The organism is Dokdonia sp. R78006 (assembly GCF_042466145.1).
Lineage (GTDB): Bacteria > Bacteroidota > Bacteroidia > Flavobacteriales > Flavobacteriaceae > Dokdonia.
In genome coordinates this window covers 2,226,370-2,251,941 of sequence record NZ_JAXHBU010000001.1, presented here as the reverse complement: position 1 = coordinate 2,251,941, position 25,572 = coordinate 2,226,370, and the positions used below count along the sequence as shown (strand labels likewise).

At 37.3% G+C, this 25,572-nt stretch carries 22 protein-coding genes; 7 read left to right on the top strand and 15 right to left on the bottom strand.

Annotated elements, in window-relative coordinates; translation table 11 throughout:
• Positions 1-430 precede the first annotated feature (430 nt).
• Positions 431-2,335, bottom strand: a complete 1,905-nt coding sequence (dnaK, locus tag SJY37_RS10105; RefSeq protein WP_298325653.1) for a molecular chaperone DnaK — start codon at positions 2,333-2,335, stop codon at positions 431-433.
• 315 nt (positions 2,336-2,650) lie between these two features.
• Between dnaK and SJY37_RS10100 the strand changes: the two genes are divergently transcribed.
• The 3 genes from SJY37_RS10100 (at position 2,651) to SJY37_RS10090 (ending at position 5,981) form a co-directional block, all read left to right on the top strand.
• On the top strand, positions 2,651-3,343 hold the full coding sequence (locus SJY37_RS10100; protein ID WP_379953042.1) for a TetR family transcriptional regulator C-terminal domain-containing protein: 693 nt from the start codon (positions 2,651-2,653) through the stop codon (positions 3,341-3,343).
• Between the two features lie 55 nt (positions 3,344-3,398).
• Complete coding sequence (locus SJY37_RS10095) at positions 3,399-4,724, top strand: AarF/ABC1/UbiB kinase family protein (RefSeq protein ID WP_298325658.1); 1,326 nt, start codon at positions 3,399-3,401, stop codon at positions 4,722-4,724.
• Positions 4,725-4,973: 249 nt separating this feature from the next.
• Complete coding sequence (locus SJY37_RS10090) at positions 4,974-5,981, top strand: 3-oxoacyl-ACP synthase III family protein (RefSeq protein ID WP_298325661.1); 1,008 nt, start codon at positions 4,974-4,976, stop codon at positions 5,979-5,981.
• Positions 5,982-6,064: 83 nt separating this feature from the next.
• Here SJY37_RS10090 and SJY37_RS10085 read toward each other — a convergent pair whose 3' ends face one another.
• The 3 genes from SJY37_RS10085 to SJY37_RS10075 form a co-directional block, all read right to left on the bottom strand.
• Entirely contained in the window at positions 6,065-6,592 is a 528-nt protein-coding gene (locus SJY37_RS10085) for a YfiT family bacillithiol transferase (RefSeq protein ID WP_298325664.1), read from the bottom strand.
• Positions 6,593-6,698: 106 nt separating this feature from the next.
• Positions 6,699-7,631 (bottom strand): peptidylprolyl isomerase, encoded by a 933-nt coding sequence (locus tag SJY37_RS10080; protein WP_298325667.1) that lies wholly within the window; start codon positions 7,629-7,631, stop codon positions 6,699-6,701.
• Positions 7,632-7,790: 159 nt separating this feature from the next.
• A complete protein-coding gene (locus SJY37_RS10075) occupies positions 7,791-8,282 on the bottom strand; it encodes a metallophosphoesterase (RefSeq protein ID WP_298325670.1) in 492 nt (163 codons plus the stop codon).
• Positions 8,283-8,331: 49 nt separating this feature from the next.
• On the opposite strand from SJY37_RS10075, the gene truA reads away from it, so the two are divergent.
• Together truA and SJY37_RS10065 are read left to right on the top strand one after the other, a co-directional pair.
• The gene (gene truA, locus SJY37_RS10070) at positions 8,332-9,105 is read left to right on the top strand and encodes a tRNA pseudouridine(38-40) synthase TruA (RefSeq protein WP_298325672.1); all 774 of its coding nucleotides are present in this window, start codon (positions 8,332-8,334) and stop codon (positions 9,103-9,105) included.
• Positions 9,092-10,858 (top strand): ABC transporter ATP-binding protein, encoded by a 1,767-nt coding sequence (locus SJY37_RS10065; RefSeq protein ID WP_298325674.1) that lies wholly within the window; start codon positions 9,092-9,094, stop codon positions 10,856-10,858. The genes truA and SJY37_RS10065 overlap by 14 nt, the downstream gene beginning before the upstream one ends.
• Before the next feature lie 57 nt (positions 10,859-10,915).
• Here SJY37_RS10065 and SJY37_RS10060 read toward each other — a convergent pair whose 3' ends face one another.
• The 11 genes from SJY37_RS10060 to dapF form a co-directional block, all read right to left on the bottom strand.
• Positions 10,916-12,034 (bottom strand): adenylate/guanylate cyclase domain-containing protein, encoded by a 1,119-nt coding sequence (locus tag SJY37_RS10060; protein ID WP_298325677.1) that lies wholly within the window; start codon positions 12,032-12,034, stop codon positions 10,916-10,918.
• Between the two features lie 115 nt (positions 12,035-12,149).
• Positions 12,150-13,163, bottom strand: coding sequence for a DUF3667 domain-containing protein (locus SJY37_RS10055; protein WP_298325680.1), 1,014 nt, complete (start codon positions 13,161-13,163; stop codon positions 12,150-12,152).
• A 24-nt stretch (positions 13,164-13,187) separates the two neighbouring features.
• A complete protein-coding gene (locus SJY37_RS10050) occupies positions 13,188-14,183 on the bottom strand; it encodes a DUF3667 domain-containing protein (protein ID WP_298325683.1) in 996 nt (331 codons plus the stop codon).
• Positions 14,184-14,187: 4 nt separating this feature from the next.
• On the bottom strand, positions 14,188-14,961 hold the full coding sequence (locus tag SJY37_RS10045) for a diadenylate cyclase (RefSeq protein ID WP_298325686.1): 774 nt from the start codon (positions 14,959-14,961) through the stop codon (positions 14,188-14,190).
• Between the two features lie 215 nt (positions 14,962-15,176).
• Complete coding sequence (locus SJY37_RS10040; protein ID WP_298325689.1) at positions 15,177-15,734, bottom strand: thioredoxin family protein; 558 nt, start codon at positions 15,732-15,734, stop codon at positions 15,177-15,179.
• Positions 15,735-15,922: 188 nt separating this feature from the next.
• Positions 15,923-17,812, bottom strand: coding sequence for a molecular chaperone HtpG (gene htpG / locus SJY37_RS10035; RefSeq protein ID WP_298325693.1), 1,890 nt, complete (start codon positions 17,810-17,812; stop codon positions 15,923-15,925).
• 250 nt (positions 17,813-18,062) lie between these two features.
• Positions 18,063-18,722: a hypothetical protein gene (locus SJY37_RS10030; protein WP_013749676.1), complete on the bottom strand. Its 660-nt coding sequence runs from the start codon at positions 18,720-18,722 to the stop codon at positions 18,063-18,065.
• A 399-nt stretch (positions 18,723-19,121) separates the two neighbouring features.
• Positions 19,122-19,772: a hypothetical protein gene (locus SJY37_RS10025; RefSeq protein WP_013749677.1), complete on the bottom strand. Its 651-nt coding sequence runs from the start codon at positions 19,770-19,772 to the stop codon at positions 19,122-19,124.
• A 246-nt stretch (positions 19,773-20,018) separates the two neighbouring features.
• Positions 20,019-21,062: an endolytic transglycosylase MltG gene (mltG, locus tag SJY37_RS10020; RefSeq protein WP_298325701.1), complete on the bottom strand. Its 1,044-nt coding sequence runs from the start codon at positions 21,060-21,062 to the stop codon at positions 20,019-20,021.
• Positions 21,063-21,605 carry a GNAT family N-acetyltransferase gene (locus SJY37_RS10015; RefSeq protein WP_298325704.1) on the bottom strand — a complete coding sequence of 181 codons (543 nt, stop codon included), beginning with the start codon at positions 21,603-21,605 and terminating at the stop codon, positions 21,063-21,065.
• Positions 21,602-22,378, bottom strand: a complete 777-nt coding sequence (dapF, locus tag SJY37_RS10010) for a diaminopimelate epimerase (RefSeq protein WP_298325708.1) — start codon at positions 22,376-22,378, stop codon at positions 21,602-21,604. The genes SJY37_RS10015 and dapF overlap by 4 nt, the downstream gene beginning before the upstream one ends.
• Before the next feature lie 129 nt (positions 22,379-22,507).
• Here dapF and SJY37_RS10005 point away from each other — a divergent pair, with 129 nt between their 5' ends.
• Both SJY37_RS10005 and SJY37_RS10000 read left to right on the top strand, forming a co-directional pair.
• Positions 22,508-23,914 carry a trypsin-like peptidase domain-containing protein gene (locus tag SJY37_RS10005; RefSeq protein WP_298325711.1) on the top strand — a complete coding sequence of 469 codons (1,407 nt, stop codon included), beginning with the start codon at positions 22,508-22,510 and terminating at the stop codon, positions 23,912-23,914.
• Positions 23,915-24,084: 170 nt separating this feature from the next.
• Positions 24,085-25,527 (top strand): glyceraldehyde-3-phosphate dehydrogenase, encoded by a 1,443-nt coding sequence (locus SJY37_RS10000; RefSeq protein ID WP_298325714.1) that lies wholly within the window; start codon positions 24,085-24,087, stop codon positions 25,525-25,527.
• Positions 25,528-25,572: the final 45 nt, after the last annotated feature.

Genomic DNA, 25,572 nt, shown 5'->3' with positions numbered 1-25,572 from the left:
GACCGCTTATACAAACCTAATTTTATGTTAATTAATATCGACGAAATACACAATTTTCCCGCTATACCACTTCGCTATTATTGATTATCAATTAATTACAAATCTTAATATTTTCTTCTAATATCAAAAACATAGAAAAAACTTACAGTAATTCACTGTAAATATGGACATTACCATATGAAAAACATCTAAAATATCACTTCAGATTTAATTGTAAGAACATAAGAATTAGATAAACTCCAAGTTGTTGTATAAATACAATTAGAAAAAAAGACATAAAAAAAGTCTCACAACATACGTTGTGAGACTTTTCTATTATTGATTTGAAGTTGTATGGGATATTAAATCATACGTCTCAAATAATTCCAGTTTCGCGAAAATGATTACTTCACTTCCTCAAAATCTATACTTCGACTTCGCTCAGCACAGGCTACTTAACTTCTTCGAAGTCTACGTCTTCCACATCACTAGCGGTATCTGCTCCTGCATCTCCTCCAGCTTGTGCATCAGGTCCTGGTTGTCCAGCTCCTTCTGCTTGTGCTTTATACATTTCTTCAGAGGCTACTTTCCAAGCTTCATTGATTTTATCAAGTGCTGGAGTAATAGCATCTACAGATTTAGTTTCATAAGCTGCTTTCAATTCTGCAAGTGCATCCTCGATAGGCTTCTTCTTATCATCAGATAATTTATCGCCAAATTCAGTTAGTTGCTTTTCCGTTTGGAAAATCATACCATCTGCTTCGTTGATTTTGTCTGCAGTTTCTTTTGCTTTTGCATCAGACTCTGCATTTGCTTCTGCTTCTGCTTTCATCTTTGCAATTTCCTCTTCAGAAAGTCCAGAAGATGCCTCGATACGAATATCTTGAGATTTTCCAGTAGCCTTATCTATTGCAGAAACTTTAATGATTCCATTTGCATCAATATCAAAAACAACTTCAATTTGAGGTACGCCACGCTGTGCTGGTGGAATATCTGTAAGTTGGAAGCGTCCTATTGTATTGTTATCTGCAGCCATTGGTCTTTCTCCTTGTAGTACGTGGATATCAACACTTGGTTGGTTATCTGCCGCAGTAGAGAATACTTGTGACTTTTTAGTAGGGATGGTAGTGTTAGATTCAATAAGCTTTGTAAATACATTACCCATTGTTTCAATACCTAATGAAAGTGGAGTTACATCAAGAAGTAATACATCTTTTACATCTCCAGTAAGTACACCTCCTTGGATAGCAGCTCCTACAGCTACAACCTCATCAGGATTTACTCCTTTTGATGGTGCTTTACCAAAGAATTTTTCTACCGCTGCCTGTACTGCAGGTATACGAGTAGATCCTCCTACTAATATAATTTCATCTATATCACCTGTGCTTAATCCAGCAGCCTTAAGTGCTGTTTGACATGGCTCGATAGTTCTTTTTACTAAATCATCAATAAGTGCCTCAAACTTTGCACGACTTAATGTACGTACTAAGTGCTTAGGTCCAGATGCTGTTGCAGTAACATAAGGTAAGTTTACCTCTGTAGATGTAGATGATGAAAGCTCAATTTTTGCTTTCTCAGCTGCTTCCTTAAGTCTCTGTAGTGCCATAGGATCTTTACGAAGGTCCATGTCTTCCTCAGCTTTAAACTCATCTGCAAGCCAATCGATAATTTTTTGATCTACGTCATCCCCACCTAAGTGCGTATCACCATCCGTAGATAATACTTCAAAAACTCCGTCACCTAACTCAAGGATAGAAACATCATGCGTTCCTCCTCCAAAGTCAAATACAACGATTTTTTGATCTGTATCTTTCTTATCAAGTCCGTAAGCTAGTGCTGCCGCAGTAGGCTCGTTTATGATACGCTCTACTTTAAGACCTGCGATTTCTCCAGCTTCTTTAGTAGCTTGACGCTGACTATCATTAAAATAAGCAGGTACAGTAATTACCGCACGAGTTACATCTTGTCCTAAGTAATCTTCGGCAGTTTTCTTCATTTTTTGAAGAACCATTGCACTAAGCTCTTGTGGCGTGTATAAACGTCCATCAATATCAACACGTGGAGTGTCATTATCACCTTTTACAACATTGTAAGCACTACGATCTGCTTCTTTAGTACTATCGCTGTACTTGTTTCCCATAAAACGCTTGATAGAAGCAACCGTCTTTGTAGGGTTTGTTACAGCTTGTCTTTTTGCAGGGTCTCCCACCTTAATCTCACCGCCTTCTACAAAAGCGATTACAGATGGTGTAGTTCTCTTACCTTCTGCATTAGGGATTACCGTTGGTTCGTTACCTTCCATTACAGCAACGCACGAGTTGGTAGTACCCAAGTCAATTCCTATTATTTTACTCATTATATATGTATTTAAGTGTTATTAATTTTCAACAAACACAAATAGACAAGGAGTATGCCACTAGAGAAAGTATGACAAGGTGTCACAGCTAGGCATATGCAGCTAGCTATTATAAGACAGATGCGTGTATAATGTTGTTACGCTTTCGCGAAAGCGTACTTCTAACACTCTCCTATATATCTATAGCGTCAAATATGCATCTCTATTACAGTCATAGAGTTTCATATAATTTGAAATAATTTTAACTTAACTTTTGTTTAATCAAATCGCAACAACGATAAACATAATGTATCTTTACATAAAACAACAAGTATTATGGCAACTACAAAGACACCGACTAAAAAAACAACTGCCAAAAAGAAAGCAGTTACTTCTACCATGATTATCTCTGCATATATGGATTATGTATTAGAACATGGAGAGGAGCCAAAGACTATATATAAATTTTGCAAAGACCTAAAAATTGAAGAATCAGAATTCTATCAATTCTTTGGATCTTTTGATAACCTTAAAGCTGGTATTTGGAATGCTTTTCACACCAATACTGTAGCTGTGCTACATATGGACAGTGATTATGACAGCTATCCAAATAAGGAAAAGATGCTTTCTTACTTCTTTACGATGTTTGAATTGCTCACAGCAAATAGAAGTTATGTCTTATTTTCTCTAGACAAGCATAAAAACATGCTTAAGAATATGAGTCAGCTCAAGGAGTTGAGAGGACATCTGACTTCATATGCATCAAACCTTATTGAAGCTGGCAATGACGATAAGAACTATAAGATTACAAAAAATCCTGTTCGTTTATTTAGCGAAGGAGCATGGGTACAATTCTTATTCTTATTAAAATATTGGATGAGTGATAACTCTCCAGGATTTGAGAAAACAGATGTAGCAATTGAAAAATCTGTCAATGCAATTTTTGACATTTTTGAGACTACACCTTTAGAAAGTATTATTGATTTTGGCAAGTTCTTGTTCAAAGAAAACTTTGGCTCAAAATCATAAAGACTAAGTTCTTAAATAATAAATTTTAATACACATCCCTCATGGGATTCTATATATGAAAACAATAGACCACATACCTACTAATAAACTCCAGAGAGCTTCTAAGCTCGTTACCACTGGCGTAAAAGTAGGCGCTAATTATGCCAAGTATTACGGCAAGAAAGTGGTTAATCCTTCCTTAACAAAGGATCAACTCAATGAAGATAATGCTGAGGATATTTATGACGGCTTAAAGAGTTTAAAAGGTAGTGCACTTAAGGTAGCACAAATGCTTAGTATGGAGAAAAACATTATGCCTAAAGCATATGTAGAAAAATTTTCTTTATCACAATTTTCAGTTCCCCCACTTTCTGCACCCTTAGTGCGTAAGACATTTAAAAAATATTTAGCTAAATACCCAGAAGATCTATTTGATACGTTTGCGGCTCAAAGTGTGAACGCGGCCAGTATAGGCCAAGTTCACCAAGCGACATTAAATGGGAAAAAACTTGCTGTGAAAATCCAATATCCAGGAGTCGCAGACAGTATCAGTAGTGATCTGGCATTAGTAAAACCTATTGCAAAAAAGATGTTTAATCTTCAAGGTGAAGGAAAAGAAAAATTCTTTAAAGAGATAGAAGACAAGCTTCTCGAGGAAACAGATTATAACCTTGAGCTTGCCCAAAGTATCGCCATGACAGAAGACTGTGCAGCAATACCTAATCTTACTTTTCCTAAGTATTACGAAAAGTTATCAAGCGAGCGCATCCTTACTATGGACTGGATGGATGGCGAGCACCTGAGCGAATTTGTAGCACATAATACTAATCAAGAAGCTGCCAATAAATTAGGACAAGCATTATGGGATTTCTACATGTATCAAATGCATGTGCTCAAACGTATACATGCAGATCCGCATCCTGGAAATTTTATGGTAGATAATGATAATAATCTTATCGCAATAGACTTTGGATGTATTAAGCATGTTCCAGAAGACTTTTATATTCCTTATTTCGAACTAGCAGAGCCTGCAAATATTAATAATCCTGCTGTTTTTGAAGAGAAACTTTATCAGCTAGAAATACTGAGAAAAGATGATGATGCAGATACTGTAACATTCTTTTCGGCACTCTTCCACGAGATGTTGAGTTTATTTACACAACCCATGCAACAAGAAGATTTTGATTTTAGAGACAGTACCTTTTTTGATCAAATAGCAGTGCTGAGTGAGAAGTACAGTAAGGATACAGAAATACGCAAAATGAATGGAAATAGAGGAAGTAAGCACTTCTTGTATATAAACAGAACATTCTTTGGACTTTATAATTTGATGCATGACTTAAAGGCACAAATTAAGGTCAATAATTTTAAAAATTATATCGCTACAGATTCTGTAGCATAAACGGTAATAAGTGTACCGTAATCTTTTACGGTACTTTATTGGTTAGGTTGTTTTTTAAAAGAGCGCTTTTAGTCGGGCGCTCTTTTTTATGTCTTCATGTCATTAAACTATGCGTGCATAGCAATTGACACATTTACGCTTTATCTCCGCCGTGTAAAAAAGTATCTTTACACCCGAGAAATTGATTAATACGCTTTCGCGAAAGCGTATCTACTCACAAAACCCTCTTTCAAACACACATCACACACTATGTATAATTCTAAAATTACCGGTCTTGGTAAATACGTTCCCGAAAACGTCGTAACAAATGATGATCTATCAAAACTGATGGATACTAATGATGAATGGATCCAAGAACGTACGGGTATAAAAGAAAGAAGACATATAAAAAAAGGTGATGGCAACTCTACTGCCAAAATGGGTGTAAAAGCTGCCGAAATCGCAATAGAACGTGCAGGCTTGACAAACAAGGATATCGACATGATTGTTTTTGCAACGCTTAGTCCAGACTATTACTTCCCTGGATGTGGTGTTCAAGTACAACACTTGATGGGTATGGAAACGGTTCCTGCACTAGATGTGCGTAACCAGTGTTCTGGATTTATATATGCCCTTGCAACAGCAGATCAGTTTATAAAATCTGGCATGTATAAGAATGTACTTGTCATAGGGTCAGAAAATCATAGTGGAGGATTAGATTTTACTACTCGTGGCCGTAGTGTTTCTGTCATATTTGGTGACGGTGCAGGTGCGGCAGTACTTTCTCGTGAAGAGGATAACAGTAAAGGTATTCTTTCTTCTCATTTACATAGTGAAGGTGAGCATGCACTTGAGCTTTCTCTTAAAGGGCCAAGCACAGAGCAATGGGTTCCAGAGCTTATAGAGACCAATCCGCAAGAGGATATTCCATATTATCCACACATGAACGGGCAATTTGTATTTAAAAATGCCGTAGTACGCTTCTCTGAAGTTATTATGGAAGGATTACAAAAAAACAACTTACAAGTAGAAGATATTGACATGCTTATCCCTCATCAAGCCAACTTACGCATCTCGCAGTTTGTGCAGAAAAAATTTAAGCTGAGTGATGATAAGGTTTACAACAATATCCAGAAATACGGTAACACAACCGCAGCTTCTATTCCTATTGCGCTCACAGAAGCTTGGGAAAATGAAAAAATTAAAGAAGGTGACACTGTTGTCCTTGCTGCCTTTGGAAGTGGGTTCACTTGGGCCAGCTCCATCATAAAATGGTAATTACTTGTAACTAGTACATTGCTGTCAAAGAAAAGTCCCACATAGTTCTCTATGTGGGACTTTTTTATGTGTTCTAAATATCGCTACCAATTGCTCCTTTTCACTAAGTTTTCAATATGCGCATAGTGATGATTACTATGCCATGCGTAGTGTCCTAGGTTTTCTTCTAAGGTTACTACTTTATTTCCGTCTGGGTGCGTGAAGGTTCTTTTATAGTGTGCTTCTGTCATTACTTTTAGTAATTGCACCAGTTTATGATGGATCACCTCAAGATGTCGCAAAGACCATTCTATAGGTGATGCTTCTAGATCTGGCAGCAATGTCCATGCCTTCTCATCATACGCCTTAATCACAGGATTATCTTCTGTAAGTGCCCATTTAAAACGTATGTAACTATTGTGGTGGCTATCTGCTAGGTGATGCACCACTTGTCTTACCGTCCATCCTTCTGGTCTGTATGGAGTATCTAATTGCTCATCACTTAAATCCTTTGTGAGGGCTCGTAGTCTAGCTGGTAATTGGTCTAAAGTATCAATCCACGCTGTGAGATGCTCTTGAGTAATTTGCGCAGGTGCTTGAAATTTTCCTATAGGATATTGTAGTGTTTCCATATCATCAAAAATAGCAAAGCTTTGCGATACAAAGCATTATTGACTCAATTCCATAAAAAAAGGTCTGACGCACGTCAGACCTTTTTAAATATATTTCAAAAACTAATTACTTTACAGCAACAAGCTCTACGTCAAACACAAGCGTTGCATTTGGAGGAATTACTCCACCTGCACCAGCGCTTCCGTATCCTAAATCTGAAGGAATTACTAAGCGTGCTTTATCTCCTACGTTTAATAAAGAAATACCTTCATCCCATCCTGGAATTACTTGCCCTACTCCTAATTGAAAGTCAATAGGTTGGTTTCTTTTAAATGAGCTGTCAAACACAGTCCCATCAGGAAGTGCTCCTTTATAGTGTACAGAAACTGTTTTACCTTTTTCTGCTTTTGCACCAGTACCTTTTTGTATAATCTGGTAGCGTAGTCCACTAGCTGTAGTTTCAAAACCAGTTGCTAGCGCTTCAATTTCTGCAGCTTGTGCAGCTTTTTCTTCTTCAACACGTTTTGTTCTTGAACCTTCAAAAGTTCTAAAAGCTTCAACTGCGTTCCATGCTTCTGCCTCTGCTCCTACTCTAATGATTTCGATTTTTGTCATCTCATCACCTTGAGCCACTGCATTTACAACTTCTTGTCCTTCTACAACGTTTCCAAAAACAGTGTGCTTACCGTCTAACCAATCTGTAGGGATGTGTGTAATAAAAAACTGAGTTCCGTTTGTTCCAGGACCTGCATTTGCCATAGAAAGTTTTCCTGGAGCATCATGCTTTAAGTCTGGGTGAATCTCGTCATCAAATTTGTATCCTCCATCACCAGTTCCTGTTCCTAGTGGGCAACCACCTTGAACCATAAAATCAGGAATTACACGGTGAAATTTTAATCCGTCATAATATGGAGTTCCTTGAGGCTTTTGTGAGTTCTCAAGATTTCCTTCTGCTAGCGCCACAAAGTTTCCTACCGTTCCTGGTGTCTTCTCGTGCTCTAATTTTAAAATGATTTCGCCTTTTGGCGTATGTATCTTTGCGTAAATTCCGTCTTTCATTATCCTTATTTTTAATGAGCTGCAAAGATACTATTTACTAGTGGGAAGGCAAATATGCTTGCGCGAAAATGTTACAAACCTCCACATTGTCAGCTTCAAGTAATACAAGGCTTAACTTGCAAGTCTTACAAATTGATTATCAATAGCTAAGAGCAACAGCTACCGCGCTACCTCAATCACCTCAAGATTCTCAATCTTGCCTGCATGAACCGTAAATCTAAGCATGGTGCGCACTTTATGAAAACCATGTTTTCCTATTGCTCCTGGGTTCATATGTAAGAGGCCTCTTTTTTTATCTGGCATCACTTTTAAGATGTGACTATGCCCGCAAATAAACAGCTTAGGTGGGTTACTATATATCTCATCGCGTATTGCTGGCGAATATCTTCCTGGATAACCGCCTATGTGAGTAATCAAAACATCTACCCCTTCACAAGTAAACCTATTATTGAGCGGGAATTCTTGTCGTGCCTCGGTATCATCTATATTTCCAAAAACAGCTCGTAGCGGTTTCCGTTTTGATATAGCGTCTGTTACTTTTAAGTCACCTATGTCACCCGCATGCCAGACCTCATCTGCCCAATCGACGTGACCCAAGATATGATTATCTATGTAACTATGTGTATCGCTTAGTAGGAGTATCTTTTTCATTTGAGTGCGCTTTCGCGAAAGCGTATATTTGCCACAAAAATACAACACAGTGCGTTATTTTATCGAGCTTTCTTACTTTGGAAAACACTACCACGGCTGGCAGCGTCAACCTAATGCCGTTACCGTGCAAGAAACGATAGAGAAGGCACTATCTATGATTTTGAGAAAACCAGTCCAAATCATGGGTGCTGGACGCACTGACGCTGGTGTGCATGCCACACAGATGTATGCACATTTTGATTGGGATGGCGAGCAGTTTACTACTCAAGAAAGCATAGAAAAACTTACCCATAAATTCAATCGTCTTTTACCAAAAGATATAGCCTTTAAACGCATTTTTCAAGTGGCAGACAAAGCACATACACGTTTTGACGCCACTAGTAGGTCTTATGTGTATCGCATAGGGAAAGAAAAAAACCCATTTACATCAGATCACGCCCCAACAGTACGGAATGAAGTGCATATTGAAGCTATGAATAAGGCGGCAGCGATCCTGCTTGACTATAGTGATTTTGAGTGTTTTTCTAAATCAAATACTGACGTGAACACCTATCTTTGTGATATTACACGTGCAACGTGGATAGAGACCGAGGATGAGTATCATTTTCATATTACAGCAAATAGATTTTTACGTAATATGGTACGAGCCATTGTAGGTACTTTACTAGAAATAGGCGAAGGAAAGAGAGACATTAAATGGATGCACGAGGTAATAACTGGTAAAAGTAGATCACAGGCAGGAAAATCAGTTCCTGGACGCGGTTTATACTTAACAGAGATTTTATACCCAGAAACAATTTATAAAGATCATGGCAGAGACTAAAGGAAAAGCTTTTGATACGCAATTATTTAAACGTCTACTCGCTTTTACGACACCGTATCGCAGTAGATTATATATAGCTGCTATAGCTGCCGTAGTACTCTCACTTTGTGCTGCACTACGCCCATATTTCCTTAAAAACGCCATAGATTTAGGGATATCTCAACGATCTAGTGATGACTTATTCTTTTATATGAGGCTCATGGCCGCTGTACTTTTTGGTGAGGTTTTATTTCAACTGCTATTTATTTATTTTTCTAACTGGATAGGGCAACAAGTAATTAAGGATATAAGAGTAAAACTCTTTGATCACATGCTTACGTTCAAGATGCAATATTTTGACAAGTCGGCAGTGGGAAGATTAGTTACTAGAGCCGTAGGTGATATTGAGACCATCTCAAGTATCTTCTCTCAAGGTCTCTTTATGATTATTGCAGATTTATTGAAGATGAGTGTTGTGCTGGCATTTATGTTTTATGAGAGCTGGAGACTTACCCTTATTGTACTTGCTGTTTTTCCAGTAATTTTATATGCAACACGTGTATTTCAAAAAGCTATGAAAGTTGCCTTTGAGGAAGTACGCACGCAAGTAGCAAACCTCAACACTTTTGTACAAGAACGTGTGACTGGGATGAAAATCGTACAGATTTTTAACCGTGAAGCTATAGAGCATAAAAAATTCCAAGCCATTAATAAAAAACACATGGATGCGTGGAATAAGACGGTATGGTACAACTCTATCTTCTTCCCTATTGCAGAGATATGTACTTCTGTCACCATAGGTCTTATTGTATGGTATGGTGGTCTTAAAGCTGCGCAAAGTGATGTCATCACCATAGGATTAATAACAGCATTTATAAGCTATATCCAGATGCTTTTTACACCACTTAGACAGATCGCAGATAAATTCAACACCTTACAAATGGGAATGGTTGCTGCAAATCGTGTTTTTGGCATTTTAGACACACAGTCTTCTATACAAGACATAGGAACTCTAGAACTTAATAACGTACAAGGTAAAATAGACTTTGAAGATGTTAGATTTTCTTATGTAGAGAATGAAGAGGTACTCAAAGGAATATCACTCACCGCAGCACCAGGACAAACCATTGCTATTGTAGGATCTACGGGAGCTGGAAAATCTACTATTATCAACTTACTTAGTAGATTTTATGAGATAGATAGCGGTAAGATATTACTAGACGGAACAGATATTAAAGACATAAAACTAAACAATCTAAGAAATGAGATTGCTGTCGTGCTACAAGACGTATTCCTTTTTGCCGACACTATCTTAAACAATATCACGCTTAACAATCCTGACATTTCTGAGGAAACAGTGATAGAAAGTGCAAAAACTATTGGCGTTCATAAATTTATTTCTAGCCTTCCTGACGGATATCACTATAATGTAAAAGAGCGTGGCTCTATGCTTTCTAGCGGCCAGCGACAGCTTATTGCTTTTTTAAGAGCATATGTGAGCAATCCTTCAATTCTTGTTCTTGATGAAGCTACTTCATCTGTAGACTCACACAGCGAGCAGTTAATCCAAAAAGCGATTAATAAAATTACTAAAGGAAGAACTTCCATTGTGATTGCACACCGTCTTGCTACTATTAAAAAAGCAGATCAAATTATTGTAATGGAAAAAGGTAAAATCATCGAGCAAGGAACACACAAAGAACTTCTCGCTAAGGAAGATGGACATTACCGCAATCTGTATGAAGTACAGTTTACACAAGCAGAGGCTAGCTAGTTCTGACTATTAATCTGTTGAGCACATTTTCGCGAAAGCTTATATAGTGTGCAATAGTTAATTCACATTACCTTGCTCAAAAGTCACTAGCGATACTTCCTCCTTTTTACCTTTAAGAAGCTCCTCACCCATAGATACTACTCGTGTAGTGCCTGGCAACTTAGGTAGTATACTTGCAAATGCTTTTGACGCGAGTATATCAACACCCTTCTCATTACACATGCTCTGGATACGTGCCGTAGTATTAAGTACGTCTCCAGAAAAGGCAATATCTCTCTTTATTTTACCCAGCTCCCCTACTGTAACTTGGCCATAATGAAAGCCAACTTTAAAATCTGGCAAGGCATTGTAGCGCTTGTAATATTTTATAGATTTCTTGTAAATGATATTCTTCATACGGTAATAACAGCGCAAGGCATTTGCATTTTTCACACCGTTCTTCATCTTCCAGGTAATCACAACCTCATCGCCTACATACTGGTAAACCTCGCCCTTAGTTTGCATAATAGCTGGAGCAATATCGTTAAAGAAGTCTTTTAAGAAATTAAAATATTCTTGTTCTCCTAGTTTTTCGGCGATTCTGGTGGCATCTCTTATATCTGCAAACATGAAAATGCGCGTCTCAGTTTTAGGATGAAAATAACGCCCCATCAAATAATCTGGAAAAACGCCTGGACCATACTTATCATTAATCATAAGGATGATAAGCGTTAGAATGACAATAAACAGCCACACCACAAAATTCTTGATGAATATGTGCTCGGTATAAAAGGAAATCACGCGGTCATAAAGTAAGTCACTAGTAAGTTGTAAGCCTAGGTAATCTGCATAATAGTAATATGCACCAACCGTACCTACAATAAACGCTATAATGACATAGAGCAACGTGATGTAAATAAGTGCTCTCCAAAAAGCATATTTACGTAACCACAGCTCCATAATATTAACGGTAAAAATACCTCCTATTAAACCTGCCATGATAGACACCAGTAAGTTTGCCTTAAAGGAAACTTCAAAATCAAAATCTGATGTAAGTGCATCTGCAGATACGAGTGTTGCGTAGTCATAAAGAAAAATAATATTTGCAACCAGCATCCACGCAAAGAGAATCCACAAGGCACGCCTTACATAGAATAGAATCTCATTATTGGTAAATTCTTTTTTAAATAGTTTCATATATTATCTTATGCTGCGTCTATCAAAGTACCTTATATATACTAACAATCACTACTCGTTTAAGAGATATTTGTGAGAAAACTTATTGTTGTTACGCTTTCGCGAAAGCGTATACCTACTGAGGTCTATTTTTAATCATATCTGGAGTGATCTCTAGCTCATACTCTAAACGTTTGAGACTGTCTTTTTTTATGGAGTCTTTGATTTTTCTACGTTCTGCTTGCTCAAGAGCTGGCTTCATCATATTGCCCATAAATGAATTTTCATCAATGTCTAACTTCTCCCCTTTGGCAATCTTGACACCTTGCGCTGCTCCATATATCATAAGAGGAATAATTGAAAAGCAAGAGAACGCTAGTATAATGACTAAAAACAAGGAGCTCTTCAAAATCACACTGGCGCTATCTAATTGATATAGTCGTTTCAACACATAAACGGTAAATACAAATAATAGGAATATAGTTACAAAACTAAATGCAAAAAGTAGTGTCGTATTCCAAATAACCAATAGGTTAAGAGTAACGGATATTATTGATATATGAGAATATGTATACAAGTATATTACAAAGTGTTCAACTAGATTGTAATTCTTATAGTTCCAAAATACGAGTTTAGATATAAGCGCCATAATAGGAATACTAAGAAACATATATATGGACTGATATTCCATCATGGTATTTGTAACGGTCTCAGTCATTTCCACTTGAGCACTTGCCATATCTACTCCATAGAAGCTAGATTGAGCAGATATAAATTCCTCAAGAAACCAACCTTTTAATATAAATGAATAAAATCCACTCAAGGTTATCGCTATCGCAAAGTAACTAAAAGCAGGAAGGTACTTCTTGCGCATTCCATTTATGTAACCACCTATCACATCTTCTGGCTGGCGAAACATTGCAACAAACGTTTTGATAAAGGAATTCTCTAGATTAAAAAATCGATCTACAAAGTCTTCTAGTAAGTTACGCCACGTGAGTTTATTATAAATACGCTTACCACCACAGTGTGAGCAAAACCTTTGATCTAGTGCTATAAATTGCTCGCAGTTTACACAGGTATCCTTTACTTCTAGTTGGTTCTGTTTCTTTTTTAAAGATTTTTTCTCAGCGCGAGATAACTTAGACATAGGTTGGTTTTAATATTTAAGAGATTAGTTGAGCGTATCTTTTACGATTTGCACAGCTGCTTTGACACTATCTACACGTATAGAGTCCTTTGCTTTTACAGCGGCTTCTCGAGCTGCTCTGGCTAACTCAGATTGCTGTTTTACATCTGCTACAAATTCGTCAAGCATACCTGTAGCATACATAATCCCGCCCACGGCACTCATGAAAAGGCATGATAGCGGTAATAGTATGGCAAGAAATAATATAGTTTTAAGTATAGCCTTTTCGATTGTTAAGTCAAATATTCTATAGAGTACATAAATCGTATAAATTATTGGAAATACACTAGTCACTACTCCTAAAATCACTTGCGCCATATTTGACCAGATGAAGAGCATACCAAGCACAGACATCAAAATCTGAACCTGAGAATAGGTGTATAAATAGATGACAACATGCTCTATAAAATTATACTGCTTATAGTTCCAAAAAACCAATTTTGAAATCACAGCATACAGCGGAATACATAGAAAACTAAAGAGACTTTGATAATCAAACACAAAGTCCAAGTAATCATTTAATACTGTAGTATCAGGGGATTTGAATCCGCTAGCAAATCCATTTGAAAACTCAGAGAAACTCTCAGAATCAATAAACCAATTTCTAAAGAAAAAGGTATAGACACTCGTTATTGTAAGTGCTACAGCAAAATATCCAAAGGCAGACATGTATCTTTTTCTAAGACCTTCTACATAGCCATGGATTACATCTTCTGGTGCGGTAAATAATACGATAAACGTTTTTAAGAATACATTCTCAATATTGAGAAAACGCTCTGTGAAGTCCTCTAGAAGATTACGGGTGTTGAGCCTATTATACATGCGCTTTGCTCCACAATGAGAACAGAATCGCTGGTCTAGTTGTACTGGGGTTCCGCAGTTTTTACAGTGGTCAGAAACTACGAGGACATCTCTGCTTTTTTTAGCAAGCTTACTACTCTTTTTATCTAGCTTACTATTATCTGATGGTTTCTTAGACATGGCGTTACATTAATTCTTGTTCTAATAAAACACGCAGCTCATCTATGGTATCAAAAAGCACAAATTCACCATCCTTTATATAGTTTATAGCACCACTTTCTTCACTTACCACTAGAGCAAGTGCGTCTGTCTTTTCTGTGATTCCTACTGCAGCACGATGCCTAAGTCCAAAGCGTAATGGAATATTGCGTTCTTGAGTTACTGGTAAAATTACACGAGTTGCTGTTATTTTATTATCCTCAATAATCATTGCACCATCGTGTAACGTAGAGTTCTTATAAAAAACACTTTCTATAATAGGTCTGTTTACCTCAATCTCCATACGGTCACCCGTATCTTTTACAAATTCTAGACTCGTTGCTCTCCTTATTATGATAAGTGCACCTGTCTTGGTGTTACTCATATTCTCACAAGCTCCTAGAATTGCATGAATATCTAAATTAAGAACACCTTCTTTTTTTGAAAAATTAAAATTCTTAAATAGTCCGCCCTTGGTGAGGTTTGTGCTTCCTATGAGTAATAAAAATTTCCTGATTTCTTGCTGGAAGACTACAATGAGCGCAAACATACCAACTCCTATAAACTGCCCTAGTATAGTACTAAGCATTTCCATTTTGAGAAGTACTGTGAGTTGCCAGATAAGATAAATCACCACAATACCTATAAAGATATTTATAGCTACCGTTCCCTTAACGAGCCTGTATAAGTAAAACATCAAGGTAGCAACGAGCAAAATGTCGATACCGTCTAAGATGCGCAGATTTTCTAAAATTTCCAATAGTCTAGGATTTACGTAAAAATAGCAGAAAAAGGGAGAGCAAAAAATCTAGCACCTAAAAACTTAATTTTAAGTGGCACCACTTTGATTTTGCGATCTTTACTTTCGGCTTACTTCTAGACTGCGACCCTAACGTTTACTGATATTTAAGAATTTTAAAAGATAAATTTATTGAGTCATGCTTTCGCGAAAGCGTACTAATCCCACTACACTATTTATGATTTCCACTTGATGTTACAACCCATACTTGGCTCTTGGAGGGTAGATTGGGGCTTACTATTGAATATATTATCTAGCGCCTCTCTAAGGTCACGTCCATTTACAGGAATTCCATTACCCGGACGACTATTATCTAGCTGACCGCGATATACTAACTTGTCATTAGGTCCAAAGACATAGAGATCTGGAGTACATGCCGCCTTATAGTTTTTTGCTACCTCTTGCGTTTCATCAAGTAGATAAGGAAATGTGAAGTTATTTTTACGAGCATTTTGCCACATCATCTCTGGCCCATCTTGCGGATACTTAAGAATATCATTACTGCTTATGGCAACAAACCCAAAACCTAACACGCGGTAATCATTTGCGATACGTACAATCTCGTCTATCACATGAACAACAAAAGGACAGTGATTACATATAAACATCACCACGGTACCGCGTTCTCCTTTTATGTCGTGGTAACTACACAGCTGATTTGTAACTGTATCTATAAGTTGAAATTCTGGAGCTTTTGTACCCAGATCGAGCATGGTAGAAGGAGTAAGTGACATGATGTTTTTTATTTATTAAATGTAGTCGTTTGCAAAATAACAAGTGAAGTTATTGCGCTACTATCTCATAGGACGGTAAGCTACTTAAAAAGTTACGCTTTTATAAAATCAAAAAGCCACTTTCCATAAATGAAAAGTGGCTTTTATAAAATTTACTTCTTACTAGATATAAATAATATCGAGTAAAATTATTTAATCATCTCGTAAGAACGTTTGATAAAGCTAGTAAGCTCCTCTCCTTTAAGGAGGTTTTGAGAAAGCTTTGCTAGATCAAATGATTGCGTGATTAAACGCTTCTTAGTGTCTTCTGAATCTGCATTGAGAATTTCTGACACAAGTGCATGGTTACCGTTTACTACGAGGTTGTACATCTCTGGCATATTACCAAACATGTTCATACCACCGCCACCGCCAGTTTGCTGCATCTCTTTCATACGACGCATAAACTCAGGTTGTGTAATGATAAATGGTGCAGCGTTACTGTCCATCGCTTCTACTTGAACCGTATAAGAAGTAGTCCCTATCGCTTCTGTAATGGTAGTTTTTACAGTTTCCATCTCCTCGTCAGAAAGTTTAGAAATCTCTTCTTCGTCTTTCTTGATAAGATTATTGATGTGATCTCCATCTACACGTACAAAGCTCACGTTCTCTTTACTTGTTTCAAGCTTTTGGATTAAGTGCGGTACGATAGGAGTATCTAGTAATAAAACTTCATATCCTTTTGCCTTTGCACTTTCTATGTATGAGTGTTGTGCATCTTTATCACTTGCATAAAGCACTACCATTTTACCATCCTTATCCGTCTGGTTGTCTTTAATTTTTGCTTCAAGCTCTTCCCATGTAAAGTAAGAATCATCTACTGTAGGATATAAAGCAAACTTATCTGCTTTTTCAAAGAATTTATCTTCAGATAACATTCCGTACTCGATTACAAGTTTAATGTCATTCCATTTCTTCTCAAAGTCTGCTCGATCACTATTAAATAATGACTTAAGCTTATCTGCTACTTTTCGTGAGATGTAACCAGAGATTTTCTTTACGGCACCATCTGCTTGTAAATAGCTACGTGATACGTTAAGTGGAATATCTGGAGAGTCTATCACTCCGCGTAACATTGTTAAGAAATCTGGTACAATACCTTCTACATTATCAGTTACAAAAACTTGGTTTTGATATAACTGTATGCGATCCTTTTGCATGTTCATATCCTGTCCTAACTTAGGGAAGTATAAAATTCCTGTTAGGTTAAAAGGATAATCTACATTTAAGTGAATGTTGAATAATGGCTCATCAAATTGTGATGGATATAATTCTTGGTAGAAGTTCTTGTAATCCTCATCCTCTAGATCTGCAGGTTGCTTAGTCCATGCTGGTTCTGGGTTGTTGATAATATTATCAACCTCTTGTGTAGGTGCTGGATCTTCTTCCTTTGCATCTTCTGGCTTAGGAAGTGTTTCTGTCTTCATACCAAACTTAATTGGCACTGGCATAAACTTGTTATACTTTGCTAGTAATCCAGAGATGCGGTTTTCTTCAAGAAACTCTAAGCTATCATCTGCAATGTGTAGTATGATTTCTGTTCCTCTATCTGTTTTATCTGCCGCTTCAAGTGTAAAGTTAGGGCTACCGTCACACGTCCAGTGTGCTGCTGGCTCGTCTTTATAAGACTTTGTGATAATCTCTACGGTAGATGCTACCATAAAAGCAGAGTAGAAACCTAGACCAAAATGACCTATAATTCCAGTGTCTTTTGCTCCTTCTTCATACTTATTTAAAAACTCCTCTGCTCCAGAAAATGCTAGTTGGTTGATGTACTTTTCAACCTCATCTTGTGTCATACCAAGGCCTTGATCGATAATGTGAAGTTTCTTTCCTTCTTTATCAATCTTAATCTCAATTTTAGGATTTCCATAATCTACACTAGCCTCTCCTATTGAAGTTAAGTGCTTTAGTTTAAGTGTTGCATCTGTTGCATTTGAAACGAGCTCACGGAGAAAAATCTCGTGATCACTATATAAGAACTTTTTAATAAGCGGAAAGATATTCTCTACCGATACATTAATTTTTCCTGTTGACATGTTATATGTGTTTTGATTTGTAATAATTCTTTCTCGCTTAAAGCGAAAAAAGTACCACAACGACATAAGTGACAAACTGACATTTTACAACCTTTTAAAGATGGTAGCTTCTTGTTTCTGTCTAGTAATACACCTACAATGACAGAGTTTTAAGTGTGAGTAATTACGCTTTCGCGAAAGCGTAAAAAAAAACATCCAGCATCTATACGATACTGGATGTTTTATATATTCTTACACTAAGCTATATACTTTATAGACTAGCCGTTAATTTGTCAATAGATGGATATTTTACTGCTTTTACATTAGACACATCATAACCAGAAAATCGCTTCATATAGCTACGTATGTTAGTCCCAAAGGCATCTGCAAAACCTATTTCTCCACCAGATCTTAAAAATTTCTTTACACTACCAGGTCCAGCAAGGTGAGCTGCGGCAAGTATACCGGATTCCGTCACTCGTACTCCTGCAATCCATCGTCCTTCAAAACGCTTAATATCACGTCTAAGAACCCATTTATTACGGGAAGCATTTAATAAAAAAGCCTGTTCTTGAAGTAGCGGATCTTCTAAAAACTCAGATCCATCTGTAATACCTAGAAGGTCTAGAGTGGATGCACCAAATTGATACTTCCCAAGGTAACCAAAACGATTAATTGTTAAGTAATCACCTCTCGATTCTTTAAAAGCAAGTGCTTCTTTAAAACCTGTATAATTTTTTCCGGTAAGTGGTGTGGGGTTAAAAACAAATGGAACTTCTTCAGTTTCATTAGGAAGGGCAACGCTATAATCTAGAGATGTTCCATCTGTAGCGTAGTGAGTAAAATCATATGTTTCGTCAGATGTTGGGGAAATCATCAGAATACCTAACATAAAAGGTAATACAGTAACTTTAGTCAAGTTTCTTAGCATAGGGTTGCTTTTCGATCGCCAAAAGGTCATAATTAAAACCTTTCTTAAAGTGCTCTCTATTTCGGCGCGCAAAAATACAACTATCTTAAGTAATGGACAAGCCTAATCGGCAAATCACTCAAAAGCACTGTTCTGTGCTCATTTACTTGCATTTACGAGGCTATTTACACCTCTTACGACACCTAACAGACTTAAAAACGCTCTCCTCTCTACAATCAATCCCACTTCAAAACGTCAATTTACACTACTAGACGATACAATAACAGCGCAAAAGTAGACCAGAAAACTTCCTTAATAGCAAGACATAACACTACTTTAACATAAGGCATTCAACTATATAGATCCTTAAATAATGCGCTATAAAAAACCCAGACCTATTAGTGTCTGGGTTTTTAGTAATTATAAAGTAGCTTTTGCCGACGCATTTGCGGGGATAATTGATGTATCAAAGTTGCCAAAGCGACTTAGATAAGATGTGAGAGGTACATTATTTGCATCTGCAAATACATCCTCACCACCAGAGTCAAGAAATTTCTTAACGTTTCCAGCTCCGCATAAATGTGCCGCAGCTATGAGACCACTTTCGGTAACTTTATGACCTCCTATTGTTTTACCATCAAAGGCGTTGATATACTCACGTAAAACATATTTATTCCTTGCAACAAGCGCATCAAATGCACTTTCTTGCATGGCTGGAGAGCTCATAAAATCTCTTGCACTGTCTACACCTACCCACTTAAGAGTAGATTGACCAAACTGGTATCTGCCTTTATAACCAAGTCTGTTTACTGCAAAATAATTACCACTGGACTCACTAAAAGCCAAAGCTTCCTTAAAGCCTATATACGATGTTCCCAGAACTGGACTATTAAATCCTCCTGGAAAATCGGGTACAAATGATTCAAGCGTAGGAGTTACAAAAGTATCTGCCTGGTTTTTGAACCACATTGCGGCTATCGCATTGCCATTATCATCTTTTACAATGAAACCTGTAGATATTATAAATAACACAGGTAGCAATACTACTAATAGTAAATAACGTCTCTTCATATAATGAATCGAATTAAAGTTTACAATTACCGACCACTTAGTGTGATCTAATCTTTAGTAATTCTCATAAGAGCTTGCAAGCGCGGCTTGCCATTATTCTATTGTAATTAAAAGAACATATTCCTGTTACAGGAATTTTCTGTTAACCGCGTCTCTATGAGAATCACGGTAACAACTTCAATATAAGGAGCTTTAGTGTGTTAGAAATATCATTTAATACCTGTTAACATGAAAGTTAACAAGGACTTAACGATTGATACCCTTATTGTTGATCCAGCGTCTGTATGCAGCGCTATTTGCATTGTGTTGTGACAATGTCTTAGCAAACTTGTGATATCCAAAGTTTTCTACATCTGCTACAAAGTAATAGTAGTTATGCTTTTCTGGATTGAGCACGGCCTGGATAGCCGTTACATCTGGCATGAATATAGGCCCTGGAGGAATACCTCTATTTCTATAAGTGTTATATGGAGAGTCTACTTCTAGATCTTTATAAAGCACACGTTTTATTACCATGTCCCAATCATTCTTTTCTCTCTTTACGGCATAAATAACAGTAGGATCTGCATCTAGTTTTATACCATCTCTAAGTCTGTTTAAATACACACCGGCTACTCTAGGTCTTTCGTCAGTTTTGGCAGTTTCCTTTTGCACAATGGCTGCTATCGAGTATACTTCTTGTGGAGTTAGATTAAGCGCTTCAGCTTTGGCTAATCTCGTGGCATTCCAGAATTTTTTGTACTCACTAAGCATTCTTGCTCTAAAATCTTCTGCACTCGTGTTCCAGAAAAACTCGTAGCTATTAGGAATATACATGGTGAGTGCAGTATCATTATTAAAGTCATGCTCTCTCAAGAAGTTTGTATCTAGCATCGCTGTAATAAGCGATGTACTATCTGCTTCTATTTGGGTTGCTACTCTACCCGCCATATCTTGTAAACGCTCTTGGTTATTAAAAGCCACTTTTACAGGTGTATTTTTAATACGGATGGTATTGATAATCTCATTATTACTCATCCCCTTTTTTATAATGTAATGACCAGGTCTTACATTCTCATTATATCCTTTCTTTTCGGCTACAGTAATAAAGGAATCCTCGTTTTTTAAAAGCGGCGAGAGATCTGCAACCACATCATTAAAAGCAGATCCTGTTGCAATGTATAAATGCGCACGATCATTATTAAACGCAGTGTTGTCAGAAAAAATAGAAGTGTATACTGTATAAGCAAATACACCTCCTATAACAATGCCTATGGCAACTATAAGTAATAAAATCTTTTTAATGTACATCTAGAATATGTGTTGGTATAGTAATTCGTTTATATATGATTCTTTTCCTGTAGTGAGACTGCGTTTGCGTCTCCACTGTTTTTTAATACCTATTAACTCAAAACCTGCTTTTTCAAATAGTGAGATACTTGCCTTATTATCCTCTTCTATATTAGCATACAGTTGGTGTAAATTAAGATGTGTATTGCAGTAATTTTTGAGAAGGTTAATACTCTCTGTGGCATAACCTTTTCTCTTATGTTCTTCACCAGCAATTACAATACCTATACCTGCTCTTAAATTATGTGGATCAAAGTCAAATACATCAATAAGACCTACAAAACTATGTGAAGTACTATCACATATTACTAAACGCAGCTGACGTACGTCAAAGATATCATGGTGGCTGTTTGCTAAGTATTCTTTGAGCACATATTTAGAAAACGGAACAAGCGTCTCTCCCACACTCCATAAACCTTCATCATTTTCTACACGATACACGTGATCAATATCTTCTGGTTCTAGTGCTCTTAAATAACAGTGGGTGCCTTGCAATGTCTTCATTGCCATTCTCCTTTAAAAACAAATGTTGCAGGACCTATTAAATAGATATTAGAATACCCATCATTAGTTTTCTCAAACTGTACGGACAGTTTCCCACCTTGTACATCTAGCGCTACTTTATTGCTAGTGGTTAAGCCATTTGTATGTGCTGCGATTGCAACAGCTGTCACTCCTGTCCCACAGCTCAACGTTTCATCCTCTACGCCGCGCTCATAGGTGCGCACTGCAAAATGAGCATTATCTAATTGCTGTACAAAGTTGATATTACTTCCCGCTTCACCATATAAACTACCGTAACGCAATGCTGCACCTTCAGCTTTTACGTTTACTTTTTCTACATCATCTACCATTGCAATATGATGTGGAGAGCCTGTGTCTAGAAATGTGTAAGCAGCATATTTCTTAATTTCAGAAACATCCTGCATTTTCAGCTGCACGATATCACCTTCTATGCCTGCCTCGTGTAGACCATCTATCGCTTCAAAGGTTGCGTTGTTTTCTATAATAGATAACGCTTTCGCGAAAGCTACCAAACAGCGTCCACCATTACCACACATACTACTTTCATTACCATCTGCATTATAGTACACCATTCTAAAATCTGCCGAAGGATGATTTTCTAACAGCATTAATCCATCTGCTCCTATGCCAAACTTTCTGTCACAGAGCTTTGAGATGAGTTTGGTATCATCTTTGGGAAAGTACTGAGTACGGTTATCTATGATTACAAAATCATTGCCAGTACCTTGATATTTTGAAAATGGGATTGTCATTTTTAATGCTTTATTACGACAAAAATAGCAAATCTCGATTTCGTTTCTCGTGTTAAATGGCAGTTAAATAGAAACCGTAGAAATACTAAATTTTTAATTTTAACGATTATTGATTAAATGCAACGGACTATGAAAAAAATCGCAGGAACACTTTTAATCGCCGTACTAGCAGGCGCAATAACGCTAGGGTCATATAAACTTTTTATTGAGGAGCCAGTACAAGTAGCTTCTTACCCTACTCAGATAGATAATACACCTACCTATAAACCGGTCAATTATGAGGCACTCACTGCTGCTGCAAGTGGTGTAGACTTTACAGAGGCCGCCGAAAGAACGGTAAACGGAGTTGTACACGTTAAAAACGTACAAGAATATAGACAGCCTCGTAATATGATGGAATATCTGAGAGGAGGCGGCCAGGCAAATAAAGGCATTGTAGGTGCAGGAAGTGGAGTTATCATCTCTGGCGACGGCTTTATAATCACAAACAATCACGTGATAGATGGCGCTACAGAAGTTGAAGTCACTTTAAACAACAACAAAACCTTCATGGCAGAAGTGGTAGGTAAAGACGCAAAGGCAGACATCGCAATATTAAAAATAGATGCTGGTGAGGAACTTCCTTATATCCCATTTGGCGATAGTGACGGCACAAAAGTAGGAGAATGGGTACTTGCCGTAGGTAATCCATTTAATTTAACCTCTACAGTAACCGCAGGGATTGTATCTGCAAAAGCTCGTGATATAGATGAGCGCGATGCAAACTACCAGTCCTTTATACAAACAGATGCAGCTATCAACCCTGGAAACAGCGGTGGAGCTTTGGTGAATATCTTTGGTGAGTTAATTGGTATTAACACTGCCATCACCTCACAAACTGGATCTTACGTAGGATACGCATTTGCCGTACCATCAAATAATGCTCGTAAGATTATGGAAGACATCATGCAGTTTGGTTCTGTACAAAAAGGAATATTGGGAGTAAGTGGTGGTACACTTACAGCCGAAATTGCAAAAGCCGAAAACCTAAAAACTGCCGAAGGCTTTTATGTAGCTGGTGTAGAGTTTGAAAGTGGCGCAGAACAAGCAGGATTAATGACTGGAGATATTATTAAGAAATTAGACAATATTAATATTACAAAATTTTCTGATCTCACTGGATACATTAATTCAAAGCGACCTGATGATGTTGTTCAAGTTGAAATATTAAGAGACGATACTAAAATGACACTACCTGTCAAATTAATAAAGTCAATCACTTTTGACATTGAGCGATTAGGGATACAAGTTAAAAATGCGTCGCCAAAAGACCTTGCAAAATACAAAGCCAAAAATGGCGTAGTAATAAGCCAGACGCTCACAGAAGCTATGAAACGTTATAGAATCGAGGGTCTTGTAATCTCAGAGATAGATGACGTAATGGTAAACTCAATTGAAGACGTAAAAAACATCTTTAAAAATAAAAGTGCAAACGAGCCAGTAAGCATCGTTTTTGTAGACCAAAAAGGAGAACGCAACCGCTTTATCTTCGATTAAGCATAACACACGTAAAGCAAATAACCCTTCCATACCGGAGGGGTTATTTTTTTACATCAAATTCAACAACGAAATCGTTTGCGTACCCACTTAAAATATATACTTTTGCCGAAAATTTAAGTGAATTTACATTTTCGTAAAACCAAAACAAACCTTTTAACTACATCGTAATGAGTCAATCAGAAACGTACGAAAAAGAACTATCCTTTCAAGCAGATCGCCGTAGAGCAACTGTAGAATTTATTAAAATTGCTAGTGATTTATGGTACGACAACGCCATAGAACTTGTAGTATTTAGAAATCAAGTAATGGATCGCAACGTGAGCCAGATTCTAGATTTACACGAGTATGCAGGTGCCTTTGTAGGGAAGCCTATCTCAATTTTTGATAGTGTAGAAATCGCAGAAGCAATCAAGCAACTTAACCTTCCTCCGTCTAAGCTTGATATTGGTAAACTTACCTATGAATATCATCTAGAGGATAATGCAAATGCAACTAGTTTTGTAGCGCAGCGCTTAAAGCCTGCCGAAAATGTAACTCCTATTGAGCCTAAAGATGTTGTTCTTTACGGTTTTGGACGTATAGGTCGTCTTGTTGCAAGAGAGTTAATGACTCGCACTGGTAAAGGTAGTCAGCTACGTCTTAGAGCTGTAGTTACTCGTGGTGTTGTAGATCAAACAGTTCTTGAAAAAAGAGCAAGTCTTCTTAAAAGTGACTCTGTACATGGTGACTTTACTGGAACTGTGTCTATAGATGCAGAAAACAAAGCACTTATCATTAATGGTACTACGGTAAACTTCATCAGTGCAAATGCACCAGAAGATATCGACTATACTGCCTATGGAATAAACGATGCGTTGATTATTGATAATACTGGAGCCTTCCGTGACAAAGAACAGTTAAGTAGACATTTAGTAAGCAAAGGAGCTGCTAAAGTACTTCTTACTGCTCCTGGAAAAGGGATTCCTAATATTGTACACGGTGTAAACCACCTAGAGAATAACCCAGATGAAATCAATATTTTCTCTGCAGCTTCTTGTACTACTAATGCCATTACTCCTATTCTTAAAGCGATTGATGATACTTTAGGTGTACAAACAGGACACCTAGAAACGATACACGCTTATACTAACGATCAAAACCTAGTTGATAACATGCACAGCAAGTACCGTAGAGGTCGCGCTGCTGCACTTAACATGGTGATTACAGAAACTGGTGCTGGAGCTGCAGTAAGTAAAGCGCTTCCTCATTTTGAAGGAAAACTTACTTCAAATGCGATACGTGTTCCTGTGCCTAACGGTTCACTTGCGATACTTAACCTCGAACTCAATAAGAAAACAAGCATAAAGGGAATCAACACGCTTCTTAAAAAATATGCGCTTGAAGGAGCTCTTGTAGAGCAAATCAAGTATTCTATTGATAACGAACTCGTATCTAGCGACATCATAGGATCATCTGCTCCTAGTATTTATGATAGTAATGCTACAATAGTACGTAAGGACGGCAAAAACGTTGTGCTCTACGTTTGGTATGATAACGAGTATGGATATAGCCATCAAGTTATACGCCTTGCTAAGTACATAGCAAAGGTGCGCAGATTTACATATTACTAAGATTATACTTGTAGTTGTTACGCTTTCGCGAAAGCGTGATCTAAA

Coding starts and splice junctions, on each gene's coding strand:
- SJY37_RS10055 (WP_298325680.1), bottom strand. CDS start 13,163: ATGTCTAAGTTATCTCGCGCTGAGAAAAAATCTTTAAAAAAGAAACAG.
- dnaK (WP_298325653.1), bottom strand. CDS start 2,335: ATGAGTAAAATAATAGGAATTGACTTGGGTACTACCAACTCGTGCGTT.
- SJY37_RS10025 (WP_013749677.1), bottom strand. CDS start 19,772: ATGAAGAGACGTTATTTACTATTAGTAGTATTGCTACCTGTGTTATTT.
- SJY37_RS10085 (WP_298325664.1), bottom strand. CDS start 6,592: ATGGAAACACTACAATATCCTATAGGAAAATTTCAAGCACCTGCGCAA.
- SJY37_RS10095 (WP_298325658.1), top strand. CDS start 3,399: ATGAAAACAATAGACCACATACCTACTAATAAACTCCAGAGAGCTTCT.
- SJY37_RS10030 (WP_013749676.1), bottom strand. CDS start 18,722: ATGCTAAGAAACTTGACTAAAGTTACTGTATTACCTTTTATGTTAGGT.
- SJY37_RS10060 (WP_298325677.1), bottom strand. CDS start 12,034: ATGAAACTATTTAAAAAAGAATTTACCAATAATGAGATTCTATTCTAT.
- SJY37_RS10100 (WP_379953042.1), top strand. CDS start 2,651: ATGGCAACTACAAAGACACCGACTAAAAAAACAACTGCCAAAAAGAAA.
- dapF (WP_298325708.1), bottom strand. CDS start 22,378: ATGACAATCCCATTTTCAAAATATCAAGGTACTGGCAATGATTTTGTA.
- SJY37_RS10080 (WP_298325667.1), bottom strand. CDS start 7,631: ATGAAAGACGGAATTTACGCAAAGATACATACGCCAAAAGGCGAAATC.
- SJY37_RS10090 (WP_298325661.1), top strand. CDS start 4,974: ATGTATAATTCTAAAATTACCGGTCTTGGTAAATACGTTCCCGAAAAC.
- SJY37_RS10075 (WP_298325670.1), bottom strand. CDS start 8,282: ATGAAAAAGATACTCCTACTAAGCGATACACATAGTTACATAGATAAT.
- SJY37_RS10050 (WP_298325683.1), bottom strand. CDS start 14,183: ATGTCTAAGAAACCATCAGATAATAGTAAGCTAGATAAAAAGAGTAGT.
- SJY37_RS10040 (WP_298325689.1), bottom strand. CDS start 15,734: ATGTCACTTACTCCTTCTACCATGCTCGATCTGGGTACAAAAGCTCCA.
- SJY37_RS10005 (WP_298325711.1), top strand. CDS start 22,508: ATGAAAAAAATCGCAGGAACACTTTTAATCGCCGTACTAGCAGGCGCA.
- htpG (WP_298325693.1), bottom strand. CDS start 17,812: ATGTCAACAGGAAAAATTAATGTATCGGTAGAGAATATCTTTCCGCTT.
- mltG (WP_298325701.1), bottom strand. CDS start 21,062: ATGTACATTAAAAAGATTTTATTACTTATAGTTGCCATAGGCATTGTT.
- SJY37_RS10000 (WP_298325714.1), top strand. CDS start 24,085: ATGAGTCAATCAGAAACGTACGAAAAAGAACTATCCTTTCAAGCAGAT.
- SJY37_RS10015 (WP_298325704.1), bottom strand. CDS start 21,605: ATGAAGACATTGCAAGGCACCCACTGTTATTTAAGAGCACTAGAACCA.
- SJY37_RS10065 (WP_298325674.1), top strand. CDS start 9,092: ATGGCAGAGACTAAAGGAAAAGCTTTTGATACGCAATTATTTAAACGT.